Genomic DNA, 19,140 nt, shown 5'->3' with positions numbered 1-19,140 from the left:
TACCCTGGAGGGATGCCCGAGCAGCACCACCGCCCTGTGCGTCGACCGACCTCCTCCTTCGACAACATCGTCGGCGCGCACGATCCCGCCGAGGAGACCCGGGTCGCGCACGCCACGGCATCCGCTCTGCTGACCCGCGTGCGCGCGGACGAGAGCGGCGCCAGCGCGGAGCGGCTCGTCGCGTTCACCTCCGAGCACGGCATCGATGAGATCGCGGAGCTCTGGTCCAAGGCGCCGTCTCGCACGCTTCCCGGCGCTCTGTGGCGCCTGTACGTGCTGCAACTGGCGATCCACGCCGACTCCCGCACAGCGGCGCTGCTGTACGACCGCGGGCGGGTGGAGCTGGCTTCGGCCGACGTCGTGATCGCCGGAGCCCCGGTGCCGGCGAGCCCGGACGAGCTCGTCGCGCTCATCGACACGATTCTGCGCGGGGCGTTCCGCGGTGACTTCGCCGTCGCTCTCGACCGGGCCGCCGCGTTCTGTCGCGTGCAGGCCTCGGGGGCGACCCACACCGCCGATGACTACGAGCCGACCGAACCGGCGCGGGCCAGCGAGCTGACGGCGCGAGCGCTCCGACTCAGCAGCTACGCGCAGGATCTGGCGGCCGCCGCCGTGCTGTGGCGCACGGGCGCACTGAGCTGAGACCGGCATCTGCTCGGCCGGGCAGAAAGCAACCGGGCAAGAAAAGACCGGGCCGCAAAAACGCCTCTCGGCGGAAGGCCGCTCGTAGCGGCGAAAAATGGAGCCCGGGGTTATGCGGCCCGGCCGTTCAATTGTAACGCGATGCGGCCATGGGTATTCCCGCCCTCTAGGCTCGGATCATGACCGGGCGTTTCGCACTCATGATCGATCCCGTGGCCGCCGAAGAGCCGCGCTCCGACTATGCCGACACGTTCACCCAGGTGGATGCCGCCGCTCCCGCGCTCAGTGTGGGGGAGCTGAGCACGCAGCGCGGTGACGGCGTGTTCGAGTCGATCGGTGTGGTCGACGGCCACGCGCAGGAGGTCGTCCCGCACCTCGAGCGTCTCGCGCACTCGGCACGCCTGTGCGACCTGCCGGTGCCGAACCTCGCGCAATGGCGCCAGGCCATCGACCGAGCGGCCGCTCAGCTCGGCGCGGGAGAATCGGTGATCAAGCTCATCCTCAGCCGGGGCGTCGAGCACGGGCCCACACCGACGGCATGGGTGACGGCGGCGCCGGCATCCGATTTCTCCGCTGTGCGCGAGAACGGCGTGCGCGTGGTCACCCTCGACCGCGGGTACGACCTGGGCGCGGCCGAGCGGGCGCCGTGGCTGCTGCTGGGAGCGAAGACGCTGTCGTACGCGGTGAACATGGCTGCACTGCGGGAGGCCCGACGGCGCGGCGCGGATGATGCGATCTTCCTGTCGAGCGACGGCTTCGTGCTGGAGGCTCCGACGGCTTCGCTGATCCTCCGATTCGGTGATCGCTTCGTCACCCCCGCTCCCAACGGTGGCATCCTCCACGGTACGACGCAGCTCAGCGTGTACGAGCATCTCGCCGACCAGGGCTTCGAGGTCGGATACGACCGCATCCCGGCGACGGATCTGGCCACGGCGGATGCCGCGTGGCTGGTGTCGAGCGTCCGCCTCGCCGCGGCCATCACCGCCGTCGACGGCGAGACCCTCCCGGTCGACCACGCCTTGACCACCGACCTGAACCGCTACCTCCTCTCCCCGCGCGACTGACCCCGGTCCCCCCACCCCTCCGCCCCCTCCGTCCCACCCCCCACCCCACCCCCTCTGCGACACAACTTCGGAGATCGTCGTCGACGCGCCGAGGATCGGCTCCAGCCAACGGGGTGTCGGCCACGAGATCCGAAGTTGTGTCGCCGGACGGATGCCGCGGGAGGGGTCGTGTCAGCGGCGCTGCCGTAGGGTCTCGACGATCGCGCGCTCGACGAGATCCCAATCGCGCACGATCATCGCGTAGTCGAATCGCAGCGTCGCGTGCCCCCACGCGGCGGCGTTGGCATCTCGGACCAAGTCCTTGTGACGGAGGGAGCGAGGATCGTGATTCGCCCGGCCATCTGCTTCGACGATGAGCCAATCCCCGATGAGGAGGTCCACACGACCCGTACCGACGATCCACACCTGGGTGCGGACATTCCAGCCGTATGCGCGCAGCCTCAGCCGAAGCAGCGACTCCAATCCGCTGTCCGAGTCCGTGCGAGAGAACGCCACCAGATCTCGGCCTTTCCTTCCCAGCGCCTGTCGCAACCACCGCAGACCGGACGCGTCGATCAGACCTTGCCGCCGCGCGGACTCAAGCGCGACGAAGAAGCGCTCTTCGCCGCGACATCGGAAGATCTGCCACAGTACTCGCGGGACCGAAGGGAGCGCGAACGCCGATGCGCGCGGAGCGTCGTCCCAATGCGCGATGCAGGAACACGGTTCGTCGCCGTGCGTGTACTGATGGCGGTCGCCGTACATCCAGACATGCAGCTGCGGTGAATCGAGTACCCAGAGTCCAAGGTGCCGCGCGGCTGACTCGCAGCCGATCACACCGCCGTGAGCCGCAGCGTCGAGAACATCCCGGCACGCGTCAGAACTCGCGTAGACGCCACGGCGCAGGTGGATGAGGTGGCCGTCCCGAGCGAGGCGCGCTATCTCCGCGCGCCGCATCCGCCGACGCAGCGTGCCGTACATCCACACCTGATCACCCGCAGCACCGCACATGCTTCGAGAGTGCCCGCCCGCGGTTCGCATCATGACCCCGGCCCCGCAACGCGGGGAGATCACGGGCGACTCGCTACCTGTGCAGGAAGGTTGATTCAGGAGCACAACTTCGGAGATCGCGCGCGACACCCCGGAGAGTGGATGCTCGCATCGGCGTGTCATCGTCCGATCTCCGAAGCTGTGCCGGCGGACATGCAGGAAGGGCCCGGATGCCGCGACACCCGAGCCCTTCAGTGGCAGTGGCGGAAGGCAGTGGCAGTGAACCTCAGCTCAACCGAAGCGGCCGGAGACGTAGTCCTCGGTGGCCTGCACGGACGGGGTCGTGAAGATGCTCGTGGTGTCGTCGTACTCGATGAGCTTCCCCGGCTTGCCCGTGCCGGCGATGTTGAAGAAGGCCGTCTTGTCGGACACGCGCGACGCCTGCTGCATGTTGTGCGTGACGATCACGATCGTGAACTCGTTCTTGAGCTCGCCGATCAGCTCCTCGATCGCGTAGGTCGAGATCGGGTCGAGGGCCGAGCACGGCTCGTCCATGAGCAGCACCTCGGGCGACACGGCGATCGCGCGCGCGATGCACAGACGCTGCTGCTGTCCGCCCGACAGGCCGGAGCCCGGGCGGTCGAGGCGGTCCTTGACCTCGTTCCACAGGTTCGCACCGGTGAGCGACTTCTCCACCAGGGCGTCCTGATCGCTCTTGGACATGCGCGAGTTGTTGAGCTTCACGCCTGCGAGCACGTTCTCCTTGATGGACATCGTGGGGAACGGGTTCGGCCGCTGGAAGACCATGCCGACCTGACGGCGCACGAGCACCGGGTCGACACCGGGACCGTAGAGGTCCTTGCCGTCGAGCAGCACCTCGCCTTCGACGCGTGCTCCGGGGATGACCTCGTGCATGCGGTTCAGGGTGCGCAGGAACGTGGACTTGCCGCAGCCCGAGGGGCCGATGAAGGCGGTGACGCTCCGCGGCTGGATGTCGAGGGAGACGCCCTCCACCGCGAGGAAGCTGCTGTAGTAGACGTTGAGGTCGTTGACTTCGATGCTCTTGGACACGTGGATTCCTGTTCTGAGTGGTCGGGCGCTCAGCGGCCGGAGACCTTCGGGGCGAACAACTTCGCGATGAGACGCGCGAGAAGGTTCAGGACCATGACGATGAGGATGAGGGTGAGGGCGGCGGCCCAGGCGCGCGCGACGGCGGCATCGGGACTCGTGCCCTGGTTCATGTACTGGTTGTAGGCGAACACCGGCAGCGTCATCATCTGGCCGTTGAAGATGTTCAGGTTCATGCTCTGCGTGAAGCCCGCGGTGAGCAGCAGGGGCGCGGTCTCGCCGATGACGCGGGAGATGGCGAGCATGATCGAGGTCGTGATGCCGGCGATCGAGGTCGGCAGCACGACCTTGAGGATCGTCAGCCACTTCGGCACTCCGAGCGCGTAGGACGCCTCGCGAAGCTCGTTCGGCACGATCCGCAGCAGCTCCTCGCTACCGCGCACGACCACAGGGGTCATCAGCACGGCGAGTGCGAGCGCGCCCATGAATCCCATCGAGATGCCGGGCTTGAAGATCAGCGCGAAGACGGCGTAGATGAACAGACCGGCCACGATCGAGGGGATGCCGGTCATGACGTCGACGAAGAAGGTGATCGCCTTGGCGATCTTGCCCCGGCCGTATTCGACGAGGTAGATCGAGGTCATCAGGCCGATCGGCACCGAGATCACGGTCGCCGTCAGGGTGATCAGGAGCGTGCCCCAGATGGCGTGCACGATGCCGCCGCCCTCGCCGACGACGTTGCGCATCGAGTAGCTGAAGAACTCGGCGTCGAACCGCTCGATGCCGTTGGCCACGACCGTCCACAGCAGCGACACGAGCGGAAGCAGGGCGATCAGGAACGCGGTGGCGACGAGGGCCGTCATCAGTCGGTCGACGGCCTTGCGGCGGCTCTCCGCGATCGAGGAGATCACCGTGATGATGATCATGTAGAGCAGGATGCCGACGATCGCGGTGCCGACGATGTTGAAGTCGGCGAGGCTGGACCCGGCGGCGGCCGCAGCGACCCCGAAGATCGCGGCGGAGATGGCGAAGGATGCCGCGAGCAGGGCCCACGGAGCCCACTTCGGCAGCTTGCCGGAGGTGAGGGACGCCGTGCCGGACGCGGTGGGAGCGGCGGTGAGGGTGGTCATGTCAGTTCGCTCCCGAGAACTCGGCGCGGCGGGCGACGATCCAGCGCGCCAGCGCATTGACCGCGAAGGTCACGACGAAGAGGATGAGGCCGGTCGCGATCAGCGTGTTGACACCGGTGCCGTGCGCTTCGGGGAAGGCCAGAGCGATGTTGGCGGGGATCGGCGTGGGGTTGGTGGCGGTGAGCACCAGGAAGCTGACGACGGCCGAGGGGGAGAGCACCATGGTCACGGCCATGGTCTCGCCGAGTGCGCGGCCGAGAGCCAGCATCGCTGCCGACACCATGCCGCCGCGTGCGAAGGGGAGCACGGCCATGCGGACCATCTCCCACCGGGTGGAGCCGAGCGCGAGGGCTGCTTCCTCATGGAGCTTCGGCGTCTGCAGGAAGACCTCTCGGCAGATGGCCGTCATGATCGGGATGCACATCACCGCGAGCACGAGGGCGGCGGTGAGGATCGTCTTGCCGGTGGACGAGACCTGGCCGCCGAAGAAGGGGACCCAGGAGGCGTTCGTGTTCAACCAGGCGTAGATGGGCTGCAGCAGGGGAGCGAGCACCAGGCCGCCCCAGAGACCGAACACCACGGAAGGCACGGCGGCGAGGAGGTCGATGACGTAGCCGAGGAAGGCTGCGAGTCGCCGGTGCGCGTAGTGCGAGATGAACAGCGCGATGCCGATGGCGATCGGGGCGGCGATGAGCAGGGCGATGAACGAGGCCCAGAGCGTGCCGAAGACCAGCGGCCACACGTACACCCAGAAGGATTCGCCCTTGAGGATGTGGTTGTCGGTGGTGTCGAGCTGGAACGCCGGAAGGCTCTGGATGAAGAGGAAGGCGGCGACGAGCGCGAGGACGATGAGGATGATGATCCCCGCCCCGAGCGCGGTGCCCGAGAAGACCCGGTCGCCCAGTCGCTGCTTCGCCTTGATCGGTGCGGGCGGCGCCTTGATCGGTGCCGGTGTGGGCGCCTGCGCGGTCGTGCTCATGATCTCCCTGTTTCGGGCCGGGTCGATATGGATCGGATTCTGACCGGGAGGTGCCCCCGCGCCCGATGAGGACGCGGGGGCACTGCCGTCAGTCGATCGGCTGGATCAGCCGACCTGGATCAGGTCGATCGCGGCCAGCACCTGCTCGCGCAGACCGTCCGAGATCGGGGCGCTGCCGGCGTTCTCCGCAGCGGCGTCCTGGCCCTCGGCGCTCGCGATGTAGGAGAAGTACTCCTTCACGAGCTCCGCGACGTTGCTGTCCTCGTACTGCTCGCAGCCGATGAGGTAGCTGACCAGGGCGATCGGGTAGGCGCCGTCGGCTGCAGAGGCCGGGTCGACGTCGAAGACGAGGTCGGCCTCGCCGCGGCCCTCGGCCAGCGGGGAGTTCTCGACGAGCTTCGATGCGGCCTCGGCGGAGTAGGGGACGAACTCCTCGCCGACGCCCACCGCGACCTGGCCGAGACCGTCGGCCTGCGATGCGTCGAGGAAGCCGATGGCTCCGTTGCCGGCCGTGATGGCCTGCTTGACGCCCGAGGTGCCCTGCGCGGCCTCGCCGCCCTGGATCGGCCAGACGTCGGCCGGCTCGTAGGTCCAGATGTCACCGGCGGTGGCGCTCAGGTACTTGGTGAACGTCTCCTGCGTGCCGGAGGGGTCGGAGCGGTGCACCGGCGAGATCGCCAGGTCGGGCAACTCGACGCCGTCGTTCAGGGCGGCGATGGCCGGATCGTTCCAGTTGCTGATGGTGCCGGCGAAGATGCCCGCGATGGTGGCGGCATCCAGGTTGAGGGTGTCGACCCCCTCGAGGTTGAAGGCGACGGCGACGGGCGAGATGTAGAGGGGAACCTCGACGATGTCGTCGGTCGTGCAGGCGCCGAAGCCGCCGGCGGCGATCTCCTCGTCGTTGAAGGCGCGGTCGGAGCCGATGAAGTTGCTGCCGCCCTCGAGGAAGTTCTCGCGACCCGTGCCGGAGCCGGTCGGCTCGTAGTTGACGGTCACATCGGGGTTGGCGCTCTGGAACGCGGCGACCCAGGCCTCCTGGGCGGCGGCCTGCGAGGACGCGCCGGTGGCGTCGATCGTGCCGGAGAGCGTGGACTCGGAGGGCTCTTCGCTGGAGCCGCCCGTTCCGCCTTCGTTCGCGGCACAGCCGGCGAGGGCGAGAGCGGCCACGGCGCCGATGGCGCCGATTCGTGCGATTCGGGAGATCTTCACTGTGGATCCTTCGATCTTGGATGGGTGGGGCCCGGTGCAGGGCACACAGTGACGCTATGGGCGACGGTTAACGAGACTCTCCCGAGCAGGTGAACGGCAGGTGAACGACGGGCGACTCTCTGGGGCGCTCCCGCGAGATTCCGGGCCTGGGTCGCTGAGCTTGTCGAAGCGTCAGACCTTGGGGATGTGCGTCTCGATCGCGATGATGCCCGAGCCGGGGTTCGTGGCCGACAGGTGGACGACGGAGAACGCGGCGGGCTCCAGGTCCGAGGCGCTGCCGAGATACGAGCCGTGGACGGTGCCGGTGGCCAGGGCGATCTCCGACAGCAGTGCCGGAAGCACCGGGCCGTGGCTGCACAGCACAGCGGGCTTTCCGGAACGGACGCGACGCCCGACGACAGAGCGGAGATCGGCGGTGCCGTCCTCCCACGCGTCCTGACTGATCTTCTCCGTCTGCACGGGCTTGCGATCGAGTGCCTTGGCGAGGGGTGTGACCGTCTCGACGCAGCGCACGGCATCGCTGGTCACGATCTTGCGCACCCCGAAAGCGCGCAGGGGGCCGACGATGGACTTCGCCTGCTTGCGCCCGCGGTCGGTCAGTGGTCGCGCGGCATCCGAGCGATCCCAGTCCGATCGCGACATCGCCTTCGCGTGGCGCAGCGCGATCACCGGGAAGGTGCGGAGCACGCCGTCGTCGACGAGGTTCGTGAAGAAGTCGAGGATCTCCAGGTCGACGGGGTAGCTCAGGCGGGAACGAGCCTTCTTGACGCTGACCCACTCAAGCGCCGCGATCTCCCGGTTGGGCAGGAACGTCGACTCGCGGATCGCGTCTTCGGTCGCCTCGGCGGCCCAGTAGTGCACGACCTTCTGCTTCCGGGAGGCGAGGTGATAGCGGCTGACGCCGACCGGCACGCCGAGCGAGACGCGGATGCCGGTCTCCTCGTGCACCTCACGCACGGCGGTTTCGGCGAGCATCTCTCCGGGATCGACCTTGCCCTTGGGCAGCGTGATGTCGCGATACTTCGTGCGGTGGATCAGGAGGATCCGCAGCTTGCCGTCGACGAGGCGCCAGACCACGGCTCCCGCGGCGTACACGGCTTTGTCCGCCCACTTCGAGCCGGTCGCGGTGTCGGGCGGGAGCTGCAGCTGCCGCCCGGTCATCGCACCGCCCGTGCGCGGCGACGCCTCTGGATCAACCCCATGGTCTTATCCTGCAGGTCGATCAGGGGCTTGCCGTCCGCGCCGACGGCGTGGCGCTCCCACACGCCTCCGGCGCCCAGGTGCCACGACGTCGTCCCGGCATCCATCGCCAGGTCGAAGAACGTCTGCAGCTCCTTCAGGTGCGCGGGGTCGGTGACCCGCACCAGCGCTTCGACGCGACGGTCGAGGTTGCGGTGCATCATGTCGGCGCTGCCGATGTACACCTGCGGGTCTCCGCCGTTCTCGAAGGCGAAGATGCGCGAGTGCTCCAGGTAGCGCCCGAGGATGCTGCGCACGGTGATGTTGTCGCTGATGCCGTCGAGGTCGGTGCGCAGGCTGCAGATGCCGCGCACCCAGACGTCGACCTTCACGCCCGCGGCGCTCGCGCGATAGAGCGCGTCGATGATCTCCTCGTCGACCATCGAGTTCACCTTGATGCGGATGTGGGCAGGCACGCCGGCCTCGGCGTTCCGGCGTTCGGCGTCGATCTGGCGGACGAGGCCCTTCCGGAGGTGCAGCGGAGCGACGAGGAGACGCTTGAACTTCTTCTCGATGGCGTAGCCGCTGAGCTCGTTGAAGAGTCGCGTCAGGTCCTTGCCGACCTGCGCATCGGCGGTGAACAGACCGAAGTCCTCGTAGATGCGGCTGGTCTTCGGGTTGTAGTTGCCGGTGCCGACGTGGGAGTAGTGCTGGAGCTTGCCGTCTTCCTCGCGGATGACGAGGGCGAGCTTGCAGTGCGTCTTGAGCCCGACGAGTCCGTAGACCACGTGCACGCCGGCCTTCTCGAGCTTGCGTGCCCAGACGATGTTGTTGGCCTCATCGAATCGGGCTTTCACCTCGACGAGCGCCAGCACCTGCTTTCCGGCCTCGGCGGCGTCGATCAGCGCCTGCACGACGGGGCTGTCACCGGACGTGCGGTACAGCGTCTGCTTGATGGCGAGAACGTGCGGGTCGCGCGCGGCCTGCTCGAGGAACGCCTGGACGCTGGTGGTGAACGACTCGTACGGATGGTGCACGAGCACGTCCGATTTGCGGATGGCCTTGAAGATGTCGGCGCGGTTGCTCGATCCCGCGGGCTGGAAGGCCACGGCTGTGGTGGGCAGGTGCGGCGGGTAGCGAAGGTCTGGGCGGTCGATGCGGGACAGATCGAACAGGCCGCGCAGATCGAGCGGGCCGGGGAGGCGGTAGACCTCCAGGTCGGTGATGTCGAGCTCGCGGACCAGCAGGTCCATCGTGACGTCATCCATGTCGTCGGTGATCTCGAGACGGATCGGCGGACCGAACCGGCGGCGGAGCAGCTCGGCCTCGAGGGCCTGGATGAGGTTCTCGCTCTCGTCCTCCTCGATCTCCACGTCTTCGTTGCGCGTCAGACGGAACGCGTGGTGGTCGAGCACCTCCATGCCGGGGAACAGATCGCCCAGATGGTTCGCGATGAGTTCCTCCAGGCGAAGGAACCGCTTGATCTCGCCACCGCTCGGCACCTCGACGAAGCGGGGGAGCATGGGCGGCACCTTGAGGCGGGCGAACTCCTGCCGACCGGTTCGCGCGTTGCGGATGCGGATCGCGAGGTTCAGCGACAGGCCGGAGATGTACGGGAACGGGTGAGCCGGGTCGACCGCGAGCGGCATGAGCACCGGGAACACCTGGGCCTGGAAGTACTCGGACAGCGCGGAGCGCTCGCCGTCGGTGAGTTCGGTCCAGTCGGTGATCTCGACGCCGGATTCCGCGAGGGCAGGGCGGACCAGCGAGATCCATGCATCCGCGTGACGCAGCTGCAGGGCGTGCGCCTCGCGGGAGATGTCCGCGAGTGCGTCGACGGGGGAGCGGCCGATGTTGGTCGGCACGGCGAGCCCGGTCATGATGCGCCGCTTGAGGCCAGCCACGCGCACCATGAAGAACTCGTCGAGGTTGCTGGCGAAGATCGCCAGGAAGTTGGCCCGTTCGAGTTCGGGCAGCGACGGATCCTCGGCGAGCTCCAGCACGCGCTGGTTGAACGCGAGCCAGCTCAGCTCGCGATCCAGGTAGCGGTGGTCCGGGAGCTGGGAGTCGGGCGACTCGATGGCGTCGAAGTCATCGTCTTCGGCGTCTCCGAGGCCGGCGTCGGCGAGTGCGGGATCGATCATGGGGTACATCTAAGCACCGCCGGGTGACGCTCGTGTGAACGGTGTCCGTCCTCACCCGGCTGCGGCGACGTTCTCGTCCTCGTTGACGTTGAACCGATAGCCGACGTTGCGCACGGTGCCGATGATCTGCTCCTGGTCGCCGAGCTTCGCCCGGAGCCGCCGCACATGCACATCGACGGTGCGGGTGCCGCCGAAGTAGTCGTAACCCCAGACCTCGCTGAGCAGCTGCTCCCTGGTGAAGACACGTGACGGATGCGTCGCGAGGAAGTGCAGGAGCTGGAACTCCTTGTAGGTGAGATCCAGGGGGCGGCCGCGCAGCTTCGCCGAGTACGACTGCTCATCGATCGTGACCCCGGAGGCCTGCACCCGTGCGGGCTCGGCGACGTCATCTCGCCGCGCGAGTGCGAGACGCAGTCGTGCGTCGATCTCGGCTGGTCCCGCGGTGACGAGCAGGACGTCGTCGATGCCCCAGTCGCCGGAGAGAGCACTCATGCCGCCTTCGGTGACCACGAGGAGCAGCGGCGCGTCCTGTCCGGTGGCGCGCAGCAGGCGGCACAGCGACTTCGCCGCCACCAGGTCATGACGACCGTCGACGATCACGACGTCGTACTCCGGGGCGTTGACCAGCTGTGCGGTTTCCGCCGGAATCTGGCGCGCTTTATGGCTCAGCAACTCGAGAGCGGGCAGGACCTGCTCCGAGAGCGGAGCGTTGGTCAGAACCAGGACCAGGGCCACGCGCACTCCTCACCGACGGGGGGATCGACGTCGTGCCGCCATGATACCGGGAGGCGATGCGCAACAATGGTGTCATGACGGATCCAGCACTCGCACCGCGCAACGCGTTCGTCGGCGTGATCGTCGTGTGGGCGGCGGCGTTCGTCGCCACGGTGGCGATCGGCATCTTCGTGCCCGAGGAGTGGCGCGTGCCGTGGATGCTGGTCGGCTTCGGCGGCGTCGTGCTGCTGTCGTTCGCCGTGCAGCTCTGGTACGGGCGCACGCAGGGTTTCATCTTCCGGGTGGCGAGCAGTGTCACGGGCGCCCTGCTGCTGATGGGGCTCATCTCGATCGGGTTCGGCCTGGCGGCGTTGATCCCGTCCTGACGCCGGCGCGGCGCGGTAAGGTGGAGCACATGGACCTCATGGCGCTCGAAATCTTCTTCATCGGCCTGCTGGGCCTCGCGAGCCTCGCTATCGTCTTCGTCTCGGCAGTGGTGCTGCGCAACCTCTTCCGCGGCCAGCGCTGACGCGATCGTGATCGAACTCCCCACCGACCTTCCCGCCGACCTCGCGCCTCTCGCGTGGCTCATCGGCGTGTGGGAGGGCACGGGCGTCATCGACTATCCGGTGGGTGACGAACGTCTGCAGGGCGAGTTCACGCACCGGGTCAGCTTCAGCCACGACGGCGGCCCCTTCCTGAACTACTCCGGTACCGCGACTTTCCTCTCGGAAGACGGCGCACCGGCGGCGGCTCTCCTTGCCGAGACCGGCTTCTGGCGGCTCGCCCGCCCGGCCACGGCGGCAGATCCGGGGCCCGCACTGCTCCCGCCGATGGCCCCCGCCGTCGCACGCACGGTCGACGACGTCGAGGAACTGCGCGCTCCCAGCGGCGGATTCCCGATCGAGGTCTCCGTCGCCCACTCCGACGGTGCGCTCGAGCTCTACCTCGGCGAGATCAACGGACCCCGCGTCGACATCGGCACGGATGCCGTCGTCCGCAGCTCCGGAGCGAAGGTGCACACCGCTTCTTCCCGCATGTACGGCCTGGTCGACGGTCACCTGCTGTGGGCATGGGATGTCGCGGCCCTCGGCACCCCGCTCCGCGCGCACGCCTCGGCGCGACTGGCCAAGGTCTGACATGCCGGGCTTCGGTGAACTCGACGGTGTCGTGTCCGATGGCGACCGGATCATGCATTTCGGTGACGCCTTCCGTGAGCAGCGGCGTCTCGCCGACGGCGCGGCCCTGGCCCCTCTCGGCGACCGGACGATCATCGAGGTGTCGGGGCCGGAGCGTCTGACCTGGCTCGACTCGATCACCTCGCAGTCGGTGGGCCGTCTCGCCGCCGGCGAGAGCACGGAGCTGTTGGTGCTCGACCCGCAGGGGCGCGTCGAGCACGCGGCCGGCGTCCTCGACGACGGCACATCGACCTGGCTCATCGCCGACGCGGGCGATGCCGATGCACTCGCGGGCTGGTTGACGCGCATGAAGTTCCGCACTCAGGCGACGGTCGACGTGCGCTCCGACCTCGAGCTCATCGGCTACATCGACGGGGGTGCGGTGGCCGCGACGGCATCCGCCGCCGCCCTCGCGCCGAACGGCAGCCCCCTGATCTGGGCCGACCCGTGGCAGCGGATCAGCAGCGGAGGGCATCAGTACGCCGAGGTCGCCGAGCATCCTGCCGCGGACTACGCATGGCGGGTCGCGATCCTGAGCGCGGACGCGGCGGATGCGCTCGCCGCATCGCTCGACCGCGATGCCCTCGCCGGACTCCTCGCCGCCGAGGCCTTGCGCATCGCCGCCTGGCGCCCGCGCTGGAGCACCGAGGTCGACGAGCGCTCGCTGCCCCACGAGTCCGACTGGATCCGCAGTGCGGTGCACCTGAACAAGGGCTGCTACCGCGGACAGGAGACCGTCGCCAAGGTGCACAACCTCGGACATCCTCCGCGCCGTCTGGCTGCGCTGCACCTCGACGGCAGCGACGCCGTGCTTCCCGAGCCCGGAGACGCGGTCCTCGCGGGAGACGATGAGGTCGGGCACATCACCTCGGTGGCCCGGCACCATGAAGACGGGCCGATCGCGCTCGCAATCCTCTCCCGTCGCGCGCCGATCGGCGATTTGGTGGTGCGTGCCGACGGCATCGACATCGCCGCGTCTCAGCAGGTGATCGTGCCGGCCGATGCCGGTGCCGTCGCAGACATCCCGCGCCTCACACGACTGTCTCGTCGTCCGTCCGCCCCGGACCCGCGCAGCACCGGCGTCGGCAGCTGACCTCAGCCCGGTAGGGGAGCGACGGCCGCCCAGGGCAGCGTGAGCTCGCCCAGCCGCCAGCGTGTCCGTCCGCCAAGCACCGGCCACCCCTGAGCGCGAAGAGCGCCCACGGCGGCGAGGAAGCGCTGTGTGGCACCGAACGTCGACAGGGGCGCGGCCCGCTCCCACTCGCGGTCGAGCTCGACGAGGAGTGCGTGGATCCGTTCGCCGGGCACGTTGCGGTGGATGAGCGCCTTCGGCAGCCTTTCGGCGACGATGCTCGGCCACTCCAGATCGGCGAGCCGGAGAGAGATCGTGAAGCGCAGCGGCACAGCGTGCGCGTCGACGTCGATCCAGCTCGAGACGCGGCCGATCTCGTCGCAGGTCCCCTCGAACAGCAGGCCGTCCGGTGCGAGGCGCGACGCCATACGCGCCCACGCGGTCGGCACGTCTGGCTCGTCGTACTGGCGCAGCACGTTCATGGCGCGTATCACCGCAGCCTTGCGACCGTCGGGCAGGGGAACCTCGAAGCCGCCGCGCGCGAATGAGACCGGGAGGTCGGGGGCGAAGGAGGTGCGTCCCGCTCGCACCTCGGCGAGCTGGGCGTCGGCCGTCGCGACGCGTGCCGGGTCGATCTCCAGACCTCGCACCTCGACGTCGTCGCGCACCCGGACCAGGCGCGTCGCGAGCTCGAACGCAGTGACGCCGCTGGCACCGTAGCCGAGATCCACGACCAAGGGGTCGGATGCTCGGCGCAGGGCATTGCTCGCCGCGATCCAGCGGTCGTTGCGCCGCAGCCGGTTCGTCCCCGTGGTGCCACGGGTCGGCCGACCGAGGGGAGATGACGCCATGTCTCCATCCTCCCAGCATCCGAATCGGGCGCGGCCCCGGCCCGGATAAACTGGCGACATGACTGCGACGCGCACCCTCATCCTGCTCCGCCACGGCCGGAGCGAATGGAACGAACTGAATCTGTTCACCGGCTGGGTGGACGTCCGCCTCAACGAGCAGGGCCAGAAGGAGGCGCGCCGAGGTGGCGAGCTCCTCGCCGAGTCCGGCATCCTCCCCGACGTGCTGCACACGTCTCTGCTGAGTCGTGCGATCCAGACGGCGAACATCGCTCTCGACGCCGCCGACCGCCTCTGGATCCCGGTGACCCGCTCCTGGCGGCTCAACGAGCGCCACTACGGTGCGCTCCAGGGCAAGGACAAGGCGCAGACCCTCGAAGAGTTCGGTCCCGAGCAGTTCCAGCTCTGGCGTCGTTCGTTCGACGTGCCGCCGCCCGTGCTCGACGATGAGAGCGAGTTCAGCCAGGTCGGCGACGTCCGTTACGCGGGCATCGACGGCGAGGTGCCGCGCACCGAGTCGCTCAAGCTCGTGATCGACCGCCTGCTCCCGTACTGGGAGAGCGCGATCGTCCCCGACCTCGAGGCCGGCAAGACCGTGCTCGTCACCGCGCACGGCAACTCGCTGCGCGGCCTTGTGAAGCACCTCGAGGGCATCAGCGACGAAGACATCGCCGAGCTGAACATCCCGACCGGCATCCCGCTGGTCTACGAGCTGGACGAGAACAACGTTCCCACCGGCCCCGGTCGCTACCTCGACCCGGAGGCCGCTGCCGCCGGTGCTGCCGCCGTCGCGGCGCAGGGCAAGAAGTAAGAGCCCGACACCCCGGGAAGACGCCGAGACCCCGTGCTGCAGATGTCTGCAGCACGGGGTCTCGGCGTGAAAGCGGGGTGTCGCGTGGCGGGTCAGGCGTGGCCGTACTCCTGCTGGCCGAGCTCCTGCTGCTCGACGGCGAGGGGGATGTCCTCCTCCTCGACGGCCCAGTCACCGGTGGCGAGGTAGACGACCTTCTTCGCGACGGCCACCGCGTGGTCGGCGAAGCGCTCGTGGTAGCGGCTGGCGAGGGTGGCGTCGACGGTGGCCGTGGCCTCGCCCTTCCAGTTGTCGCTGAGCACCTTCTCGAAGACGGTGGCGTGGAGCTCATCGACGTCGTCATCCGCATTTCGGATGGCGTCGGCGAAACGCAGGTCCTGGGTGCGCAGCAGCTCCGAGAGCGTACGCGCGACCTCCACGTCGAGCTCGCCCATTTTCACGAAGGTGCCCTTGAGGCCCCTCGGGATGGCCCTCTCGGGGAAGCGGAGCCGGGCGAGCTGCGCGATGTGCTCGGACATGTCGCCCATCCGCTCGAGCGACGCGCTCACACGCAGTGCCGTCACGACGATGCGAAGATCGCGGGCGACCGGCTGCTGGCGGGCGAGGATCTCGATGGCCTGCTCGTCGAGCGCGACGGCCAGTTCGTCGATCTTCGCGTCGTCGGCGATCACCTCTTCGGCCAGGGCGACGTCGCTCGTCGCGAACGCCCTCGTCGCCTTGTCGATCGAGACCGTGACGAGGTCGGCGATCTCCACGAGGCGGGACTGGAGGTCCTCGAGGGACTGGTGGAAGACTTCGCGCATGTTGGGGCGCAACCTTTCATTCGGATCTCGGCCGGGACAGCGCGAGACGGCGGGTCGTCCGCACGAGAGCAGGTCTGTGCTCCCGCACAGGCCCGAAGCGATTGTCTGCTTCGAAGGTTAACGAACGGTGCCCAGCACGTGAATAGTACTTCTCCTGTTCCCGCCAGGGCGCGGAAACCCGCCGGACGGAGGGTGAACGCACTCTACGCTTATGACATGACCTTGCCGCAGCTCGCGCTGTCTTCGCTCGCCATCGGGTTGGTGATCGGCGTCGGCCTCTCCCTGCTCGTGGTGTGGGCCTATCGGGCGCGGGCGCGGGTTCAGGAGGAGACATCGCTGGCGATTCCCTCCGGCATCACCGATGTGCTGCACAGCATGGACGACGCGGCGGGAGTGGTCGATTCGTCCGGGCTGGTGCTCGCGGCCTCGGACGCCGCGAGCCGGTTCGGCATCGATGTCGGCTCGACGCTCGACAACCCGGAGCTGCGCCAGCTCGTGCGCGGCGTCAGGACGGCCGGCGGTTCGGCAACCGAGTCGATGCGCATCACGCGAGGCGGACTGAGCCTCGATCCGCGCCTCGTCTCGGCACGCGCGAGCGCGATCGGCACGCGCCTGGTCCTGCTGATCATCCGCGACGTCACGGAGCAGGAGCGGCTCGATCAGATGCGTCGGGACTTCGTGGCGAACACGAGCCACGAGCTCAAGACCCCGGTGGGGGCGGTGAGCCTGCTCGCCGAAGCGATCGAGTCGGCGGCCGACGACCCGGCGCAGGTACGCATCTTCGCCGCGCGGATCTCTGCGGAGGCAGGGCGGCTCGGCCAGCTCACCGGACGCATCATGAGCCTCTCCCGGCTCCAGGCCGAGGACGGTCTGACCAAGGTGGGCCCCGTCGCGATCGACGAGGTCATCGCCGCCTCCATCGAGGCTCATGTCGTGCAGGCCGACTCCGCGGGCGTGGAACTCGCCAGGGGAGGCGACCGGGGCGTCTGGGTGCGCGGTGACGCGCAGATCCTGATCGAGGCCGTCGGCAACCTCATCGCGAACGCCATCGTCTACTCGCCCCGCGGTTCGCGCGTGGGGGTCGGCGTCCGGGCCGAGGACGGCGTGGTCGAGATCGCCGTCTCCGACCAGGGCATCGGAATCGCCGAGGCGGATCGGGAACGCATCTTCGAGCGTTTCTACCGGGCTGATGAGGCCCGTTCCCGACGCACGGGAGGCACCGGACTCGGGCTCTCCATCGTCAAGCACGCCACGCAGCGCCACGGCGGGGAGGTGCGGCTGTGGTCGCGCCCGGGACGAGGATCCACCTTCACCATCCGACTTCCTCGGATCGACGCCCCGGATCACACCGACACGGGCAAGAAGAGCAAGAAGAAGCGCGCACGCAAAGCGGCCAAGACCGCGGCAGCCGCGCGCGTTCGAAACGGAGAGAGAGCATGACCCGAATCCTTCTCGTCGAAGACGAGCCCGACCTCGCCGACCCGCTCGCGTACCTGCTGCGACGCGAGGGCTACGAGGTCGAGATCGCGGAGGACGGACCCGGCGCGCTCGCGGCATTCCGGGAGCGGGGCGCCGACATCGTGCTGCTCGATCTGATGCTGCCCGGGATGCCGGGCACCGAGGTGTGCCGGCAGATCCGCTCGACGTCGGCGGTGCCCATCATCATGCTGACGGCCAAGGACTCCGAGGTCGACATCGTGGTGGGCCTGGAGCTCGGAGCCGACGACTACATCACGAAGCCCTACTCGTCACGCGAACTGCTGGCCCGGATGCGCGCCGTGCTGCGCCGGGTCGTGCAGGCCGACAGCGAACTCGACGAACGGGTGCTCGACGGAGGCAGGGTCTCGCTCGACATCGACCGGCACACCGTCTCGGTCGCCGGGGAGCAGATCAACATGCCGCTGAAGGAGTTCGAGCTGCTCGAGGTCCTGATGCGCAACTCCGGTCGTGTGCTCACTCGCGGTCAGCTGATCGACCGGGTCTGGGGGAGCGACTACTTCGGTGACACGAAGACGCTCGACGTGCACATCAAGCGCATCCGCTCCCGCATCGAGGAGAACCCGAGCGAGCCCGTGATGCTCGTCACCGTGCGGGGCCTCGGGTATCGCTTCGAGGGCTGAACGAAGAAGAGGCCGGCACCCCGTGGGGTGCCGGCCTCTTCTTCGTTCAGTGCAGGATCAGTCGGCGGGGGCCGGAGCTGCCGTGTCGGTCGGGGTCGGCGTCGGAGTGGGCACCGACTCCGAGGGGACCAGGTCTGCGTAGTAGGGGAGCGAGCCGTCGAGCACGGGCACCTCTGCCTTGACGCCGGTGGAGTCGCCCGACTGGAAGTGGATCTCGACGGTCGCGCCGGGCATGGTGTCGAGGCCGACGATGCGCAGCGGCTCCTCGTCGGCGCCGAGGCTCACGGTGCCGCCAGCCGGAACGGTGACGATGAACGGCTCGCTGTCTGCGAGTGCGATGGTGAGCGTGGCGCTCTCATCGGTCGGGTTCACGATGCCGGCGATGAGGTTGCCGACCGAGCCGTCTTCGTTGGCGATGACGAGAGCGTTGCGCACATCGATCGGGCCGTCGGCGTCGGAGATGTTGACGCCGTCCGAGGCCGCGTACTCGGTCTTCGTGGACTGGGGAGTGATGAACGTGCACCCCGTCGCGCCGAACAGAACGAGAGCGCTGAGCGCAGCAGACGCAACAAGGCGCGATTTCACGGGTCCTCCTGAGGTCCGGCGGGATGTCCGCATCCATTCTATGGGTAAGTCGTGACCGCCCCGAGGTCCAGGGGGCGCGAACCTTAGCGCATCTCCCCTGTGGTATCCTTGAGGTTGCCGAAAGGACACGTTTTTATGCTTTTTGAGGTTGGCGAAACCGTCGTCTATCCCCACCATGGCGCTGCGACCATCATCGAGGTCAAGGAGCGCATCATCAAGGGTGAGGCGAAGAAATATCTGAAGCTCAACGTCACCCAGGGCGATCTCATCATCGAGGTTCCTGCTGAGAATGTCGACCTGGTCGGCGTTCGCGACGTGATCGGAAAAGAAGGTCTCGATCATGTCTTCGAGGTGCTGCGCGCACCCTTCACCGAAGAGCCCACCAACTGGTCTCGTCGGTACAAGGCGAACCTCGAGAAGCTCGCCTCCGGCGATGTGATCAAGGTGAGCGAGGTCGTCCGCGACCTGTGGCGCCGCGACCAGGACCGCGGCCTGTCTGCGGGCGAGAAGCGGATGCTGGCGAAGGCTCGTCAGATCCTCATCTCCGAGCTCGCGCTCGCGGAGAAGACCGACGAGGACAAGGCGGGCGCACTGCTCGACGAGGTCCTCGCCTCCTGAGTTCTCT

At 68.2% G+C, this 19,140-nt stretch carries 20 protein-coding genes; 9 read left to right on the top strand and 11 right to left on the bottom strand.

Annotated features, from left to right (window positions below; all coding sequences use genetic code 11):
• Positions 1–12: 12 nt before the first annotated feature.
• Positions 13–642 (top strand): DNA-directed RNA polymerase subunit beta, encoded by a 630-nt coding sequence (locus tag ACWGO6_RS09580; protein ID WP_136040579.1) that lies wholly within the window; start codon positions 13–15, stop codon positions 640–642.
• 179 nt (positions 643–821) lie between these two features.
• Positions 822–1,706 carry an aminodeoxychorismate lyase gene (locus tag ACWGO6_RS09575; protein ID WP_452326566.1) on the top strand — a complete coding sequence of 295 codons (885 nt, stop codon included), beginning with the start codon at positions 822–824 and terminating at the stop codon, positions 1,704–1,706.
• A gap of 171 nt (positions 1,707–1,877) precedes the next feature.
• On the opposite strand, the gene ACWGO6_RS09570 is transcribed toward ACWGO6_RS09575, so the two are convergent.
• The 8 genes from ACWGO6_RS09570 to ACWGO6_RS09535 all read right to left on the bottom strand — a co-directional run bounded on the left by ACWGO6_RS09570 (position 1,878) and on the right by ACWGO6_RS09535 (position 11,119).
• Entirely contained in the window at positions 1,878–2,696 is an 819-nt protein-coding gene (locus tag ACWGO6_RS09570) for a DUF559 domain-containing protein (protein ID WP_452326565.1), read from the bottom strand.
• 270 nt (positions 2,697–2,966) lie between these two features.
• Complete coding sequence (gene pstB / locus ACWGO6_RS09565; RefSeq protein WP_116635803.1) at positions 2,967–3,746, bottom strand: phosphate ABC transporter ATP-binding protein PstB; 780 nt, start codon at positions 3,744–3,746, stop codon at positions 2,967–2,969.
• A gap of 29 nt (positions 3,747–3,775) precedes the next feature.
• Positions 3,776–4,873 carry a phosphate ABC transporter permease PstA gene (gene pstA / locus ACWGO6_RS09560; protein ID WP_136041180.1) on the bottom strand — a complete coding sequence of 366 codons (1,098 nt, stop codon included), beginning with the start codon at positions 4,871–4,873 and terminating at the stop codon, positions 3,776–3,778.
• Position 4,874: 1 nt separating this feature from the next.
• Positions 4,875–5,852, bottom strand: coding sequence for a phosphate ABC transporter permease subunit PstC (gene pstC / locus ACWGO6_RS09555; protein WP_376100447.1), 978 nt, complete (start codon positions 5,850–5,852; stop codon positions 4,875–4,877).
• Between the two features lie 105 nt (positions 5,853–5,957).
• The gene (locus ACWGO6_RS09550) at positions 5,958–7,061 is read right to left on the bottom strand and encodes a phosphate ABC transporter substrate-binding protein PstS (protein WP_136041178.1); all 1,104 of its coding nucleotides are present in this window, start codon (positions 7,059–7,061) and stop codon (positions 5,958–5,960) included.
• Positions 7,062–7,232: 171 nt separating this feature from the next.
• Positions 7,233–8,222 (bottom strand): NUDIX hydrolase, encoded by a 990-nt coding sequence (locus ACWGO6_RS09545; protein WP_452326564.1) that lies wholly within the window; start codon positions 8,220–8,222, stop codon positions 7,233–7,235.
• Positions 8,219–10,384, bottom strand: coding sequence for an RNA degradosome polyphosphate kinase (locus ACWGO6_RS09540; RefSeq protein WP_452326563.1), 2,166 nt, complete (start codon positions 10,382–10,384; stop codon positions 8,219–8,221). The genes ACWGO6_RS09545 and ACWGO6_RS09540 overlap by 4 nt, the downstream gene beginning before the upstream one ends.
• A gap of 51 nt (positions 10,385–10,435) precedes the next feature.
• Positions 10,436–11,119: a winged helix-turn-helix transcriptional regulator gene (locus ACWGO6_RS09535; RefSeq protein ID WP_136041176.1), complete on the bottom strand. Its 684-nt coding sequence runs from the start codon at positions 11,117–11,119 to the stop codon at positions 10,436–10,438.
• A 74-nt stretch (positions 11,120–11,193) separates the two neighbouring features.
• Between ACWGO6_RS09535 and ACWGO6_RS09530 the strand changes: the two genes are divergently transcribed.
• The 3 genes from ACWGO6_RS09530 (at position 11,194) to ygfZ (ending at position 13,369) form a co-directional block, all read left to right on the top strand.
• The gene (locus tag ACWGO6_RS09530; RefSeq protein WP_136041175.1) at positions 11,194–11,484 is read left to right on the top strand and encodes a hypothetical protein; all 291 of its coding nucleotides are present in this window, start codon (positions 11,194–11,196) and stop codon (positions 11,482–11,484) included.
• A 150-nt stretch (positions 11,485–11,634) separates the two neighbouring features.
• Complete coding sequence (locus tag ACWGO6_RS09525; RefSeq protein WP_452326562.1) at positions 11,635–12,237, top strand: FABP family protein; 603 nt, start codon at positions 11,635–11,637, stop codon at positions 12,235–12,237.
• A 1-nt stretch (position 12,238) separates the two neighbouring features.
• Entirely contained in the window at positions 12,239–13,369 is a 1,131-nt protein-coding gene (ygfZ, locus tag ACWGO6_RS09520; protein WP_452326561.1) for a CAF17-like 4Fe-4S cluster assembly/insertion protein YgfZ, read from the top strand.
• Positions 13,370–13,371: 2 nt separating this feature from the next.
• Here ygfZ and ACWGO6_RS09515 read toward each other — a convergent pair whose 3' ends face one another.
• A complete protein-coding gene (locus tag ACWGO6_RS09515; RefSeq protein ID WP_452326560.1) occupies positions 13,372–14,199 on the bottom strand; it encodes a class I SAM-dependent methyltransferase in 828 nt (275 codons plus the stop codon).
• A 58-nt stretch (positions 14,200–14,257) separates the two neighbouring features.
• On the opposite strand from ACWGO6_RS09515, the gene ACWGO6_RS09510 reads away from it, so the two are divergent.
• Positions 14,258–15,007, top strand: coding sequence for a phosphoglyceromutase (locus ACWGO6_RS09510; RefSeq protein ID WP_136041171.1), 750 nt, complete (start codon positions 14,258–14,260; stop codon positions 15,005–15,007).
• A 92-nt stretch (positions 15,008–15,099) separates the two neighbouring features.
• Here ACWGO6_RS09510 and phoU read toward each other — a convergent pair whose 3' ends face one another.
• On the bottom strand, positions 15,100–15,810 hold the full coding sequence (gene phoU, locus ACWGO6_RS09505; RefSeq protein ID WP_136041170.1) for a phosphate signaling complex protein PhoU: 711 nt from the start codon (positions 15,808–15,810) through the stop codon (positions 15,100–15,102).
• A 216-nt stretch (positions 15,811–16,026) separates the two neighbouring features.
• Between phoU and ACWGO6_RS09500 the strand changes: the two genes are divergently transcribed.
• Entirely contained in the window at positions 16,027–17,250 is a 1,224-nt protein-coding gene (locus ACWGO6_RS09500) for a sensor histidine kinase (RefSeq protein WP_452326559.1), read from the top strand.
• A complete protein-coding gene (locus ACWGO6_RS09495; protein ID WP_029262768.1) occupies positions 17,247–17,930 on the top strand; it encodes a response regulator transcription factor in 684 nt (227 codons plus the stop codon). The genes ACWGO6_RS09500 and ACWGO6_RS09495 overlap by 4 nt, the downstream gene beginning before the upstream one ends.
• A gap of 57 nt (positions 17,931–17,987) precedes the next feature.
• Here the strand turns inward: ACWGO6_RS09495 and ACWGO6_RS09490 are convergent, their stop codons facing one another.
• On the bottom strand, positions 17,988–18,515 hold the full coding sequence (locus ACWGO6_RS09490; RefSeq protein WP_452326558.1) for a DNA modification methylase: 528 nt from the start codon (positions 18,513–18,515) through the stop codon (positions 17,988–17,990).
• Between the two features lie 135 nt (positions 18,516–18,650).
• Between ACWGO6_RS09490 and ACWGO6_RS09485 the strand changes: the two genes are divergently transcribed.
• Positions 18,651–19,133, top strand: coding sequence for a CarD family transcriptional regulator (locus ACWGO6_RS09485; RefSeq protein ID WP_017201416.1), 483 nt, complete (start codon positions 18,651–18,653; stop codon positions 19,131–19,133).
• The last annotated feature ends 7 nt before the right edge of the window (positions 19,134–19,140 follow it).

Source organism: Microbacterium sp. NPDC055665, from assembly GCF_053618035.1.
Note: the sequence above shows the minus strand (reverse complement) of the source record. Positions and strands in the feature narration are given on the sequence as shown.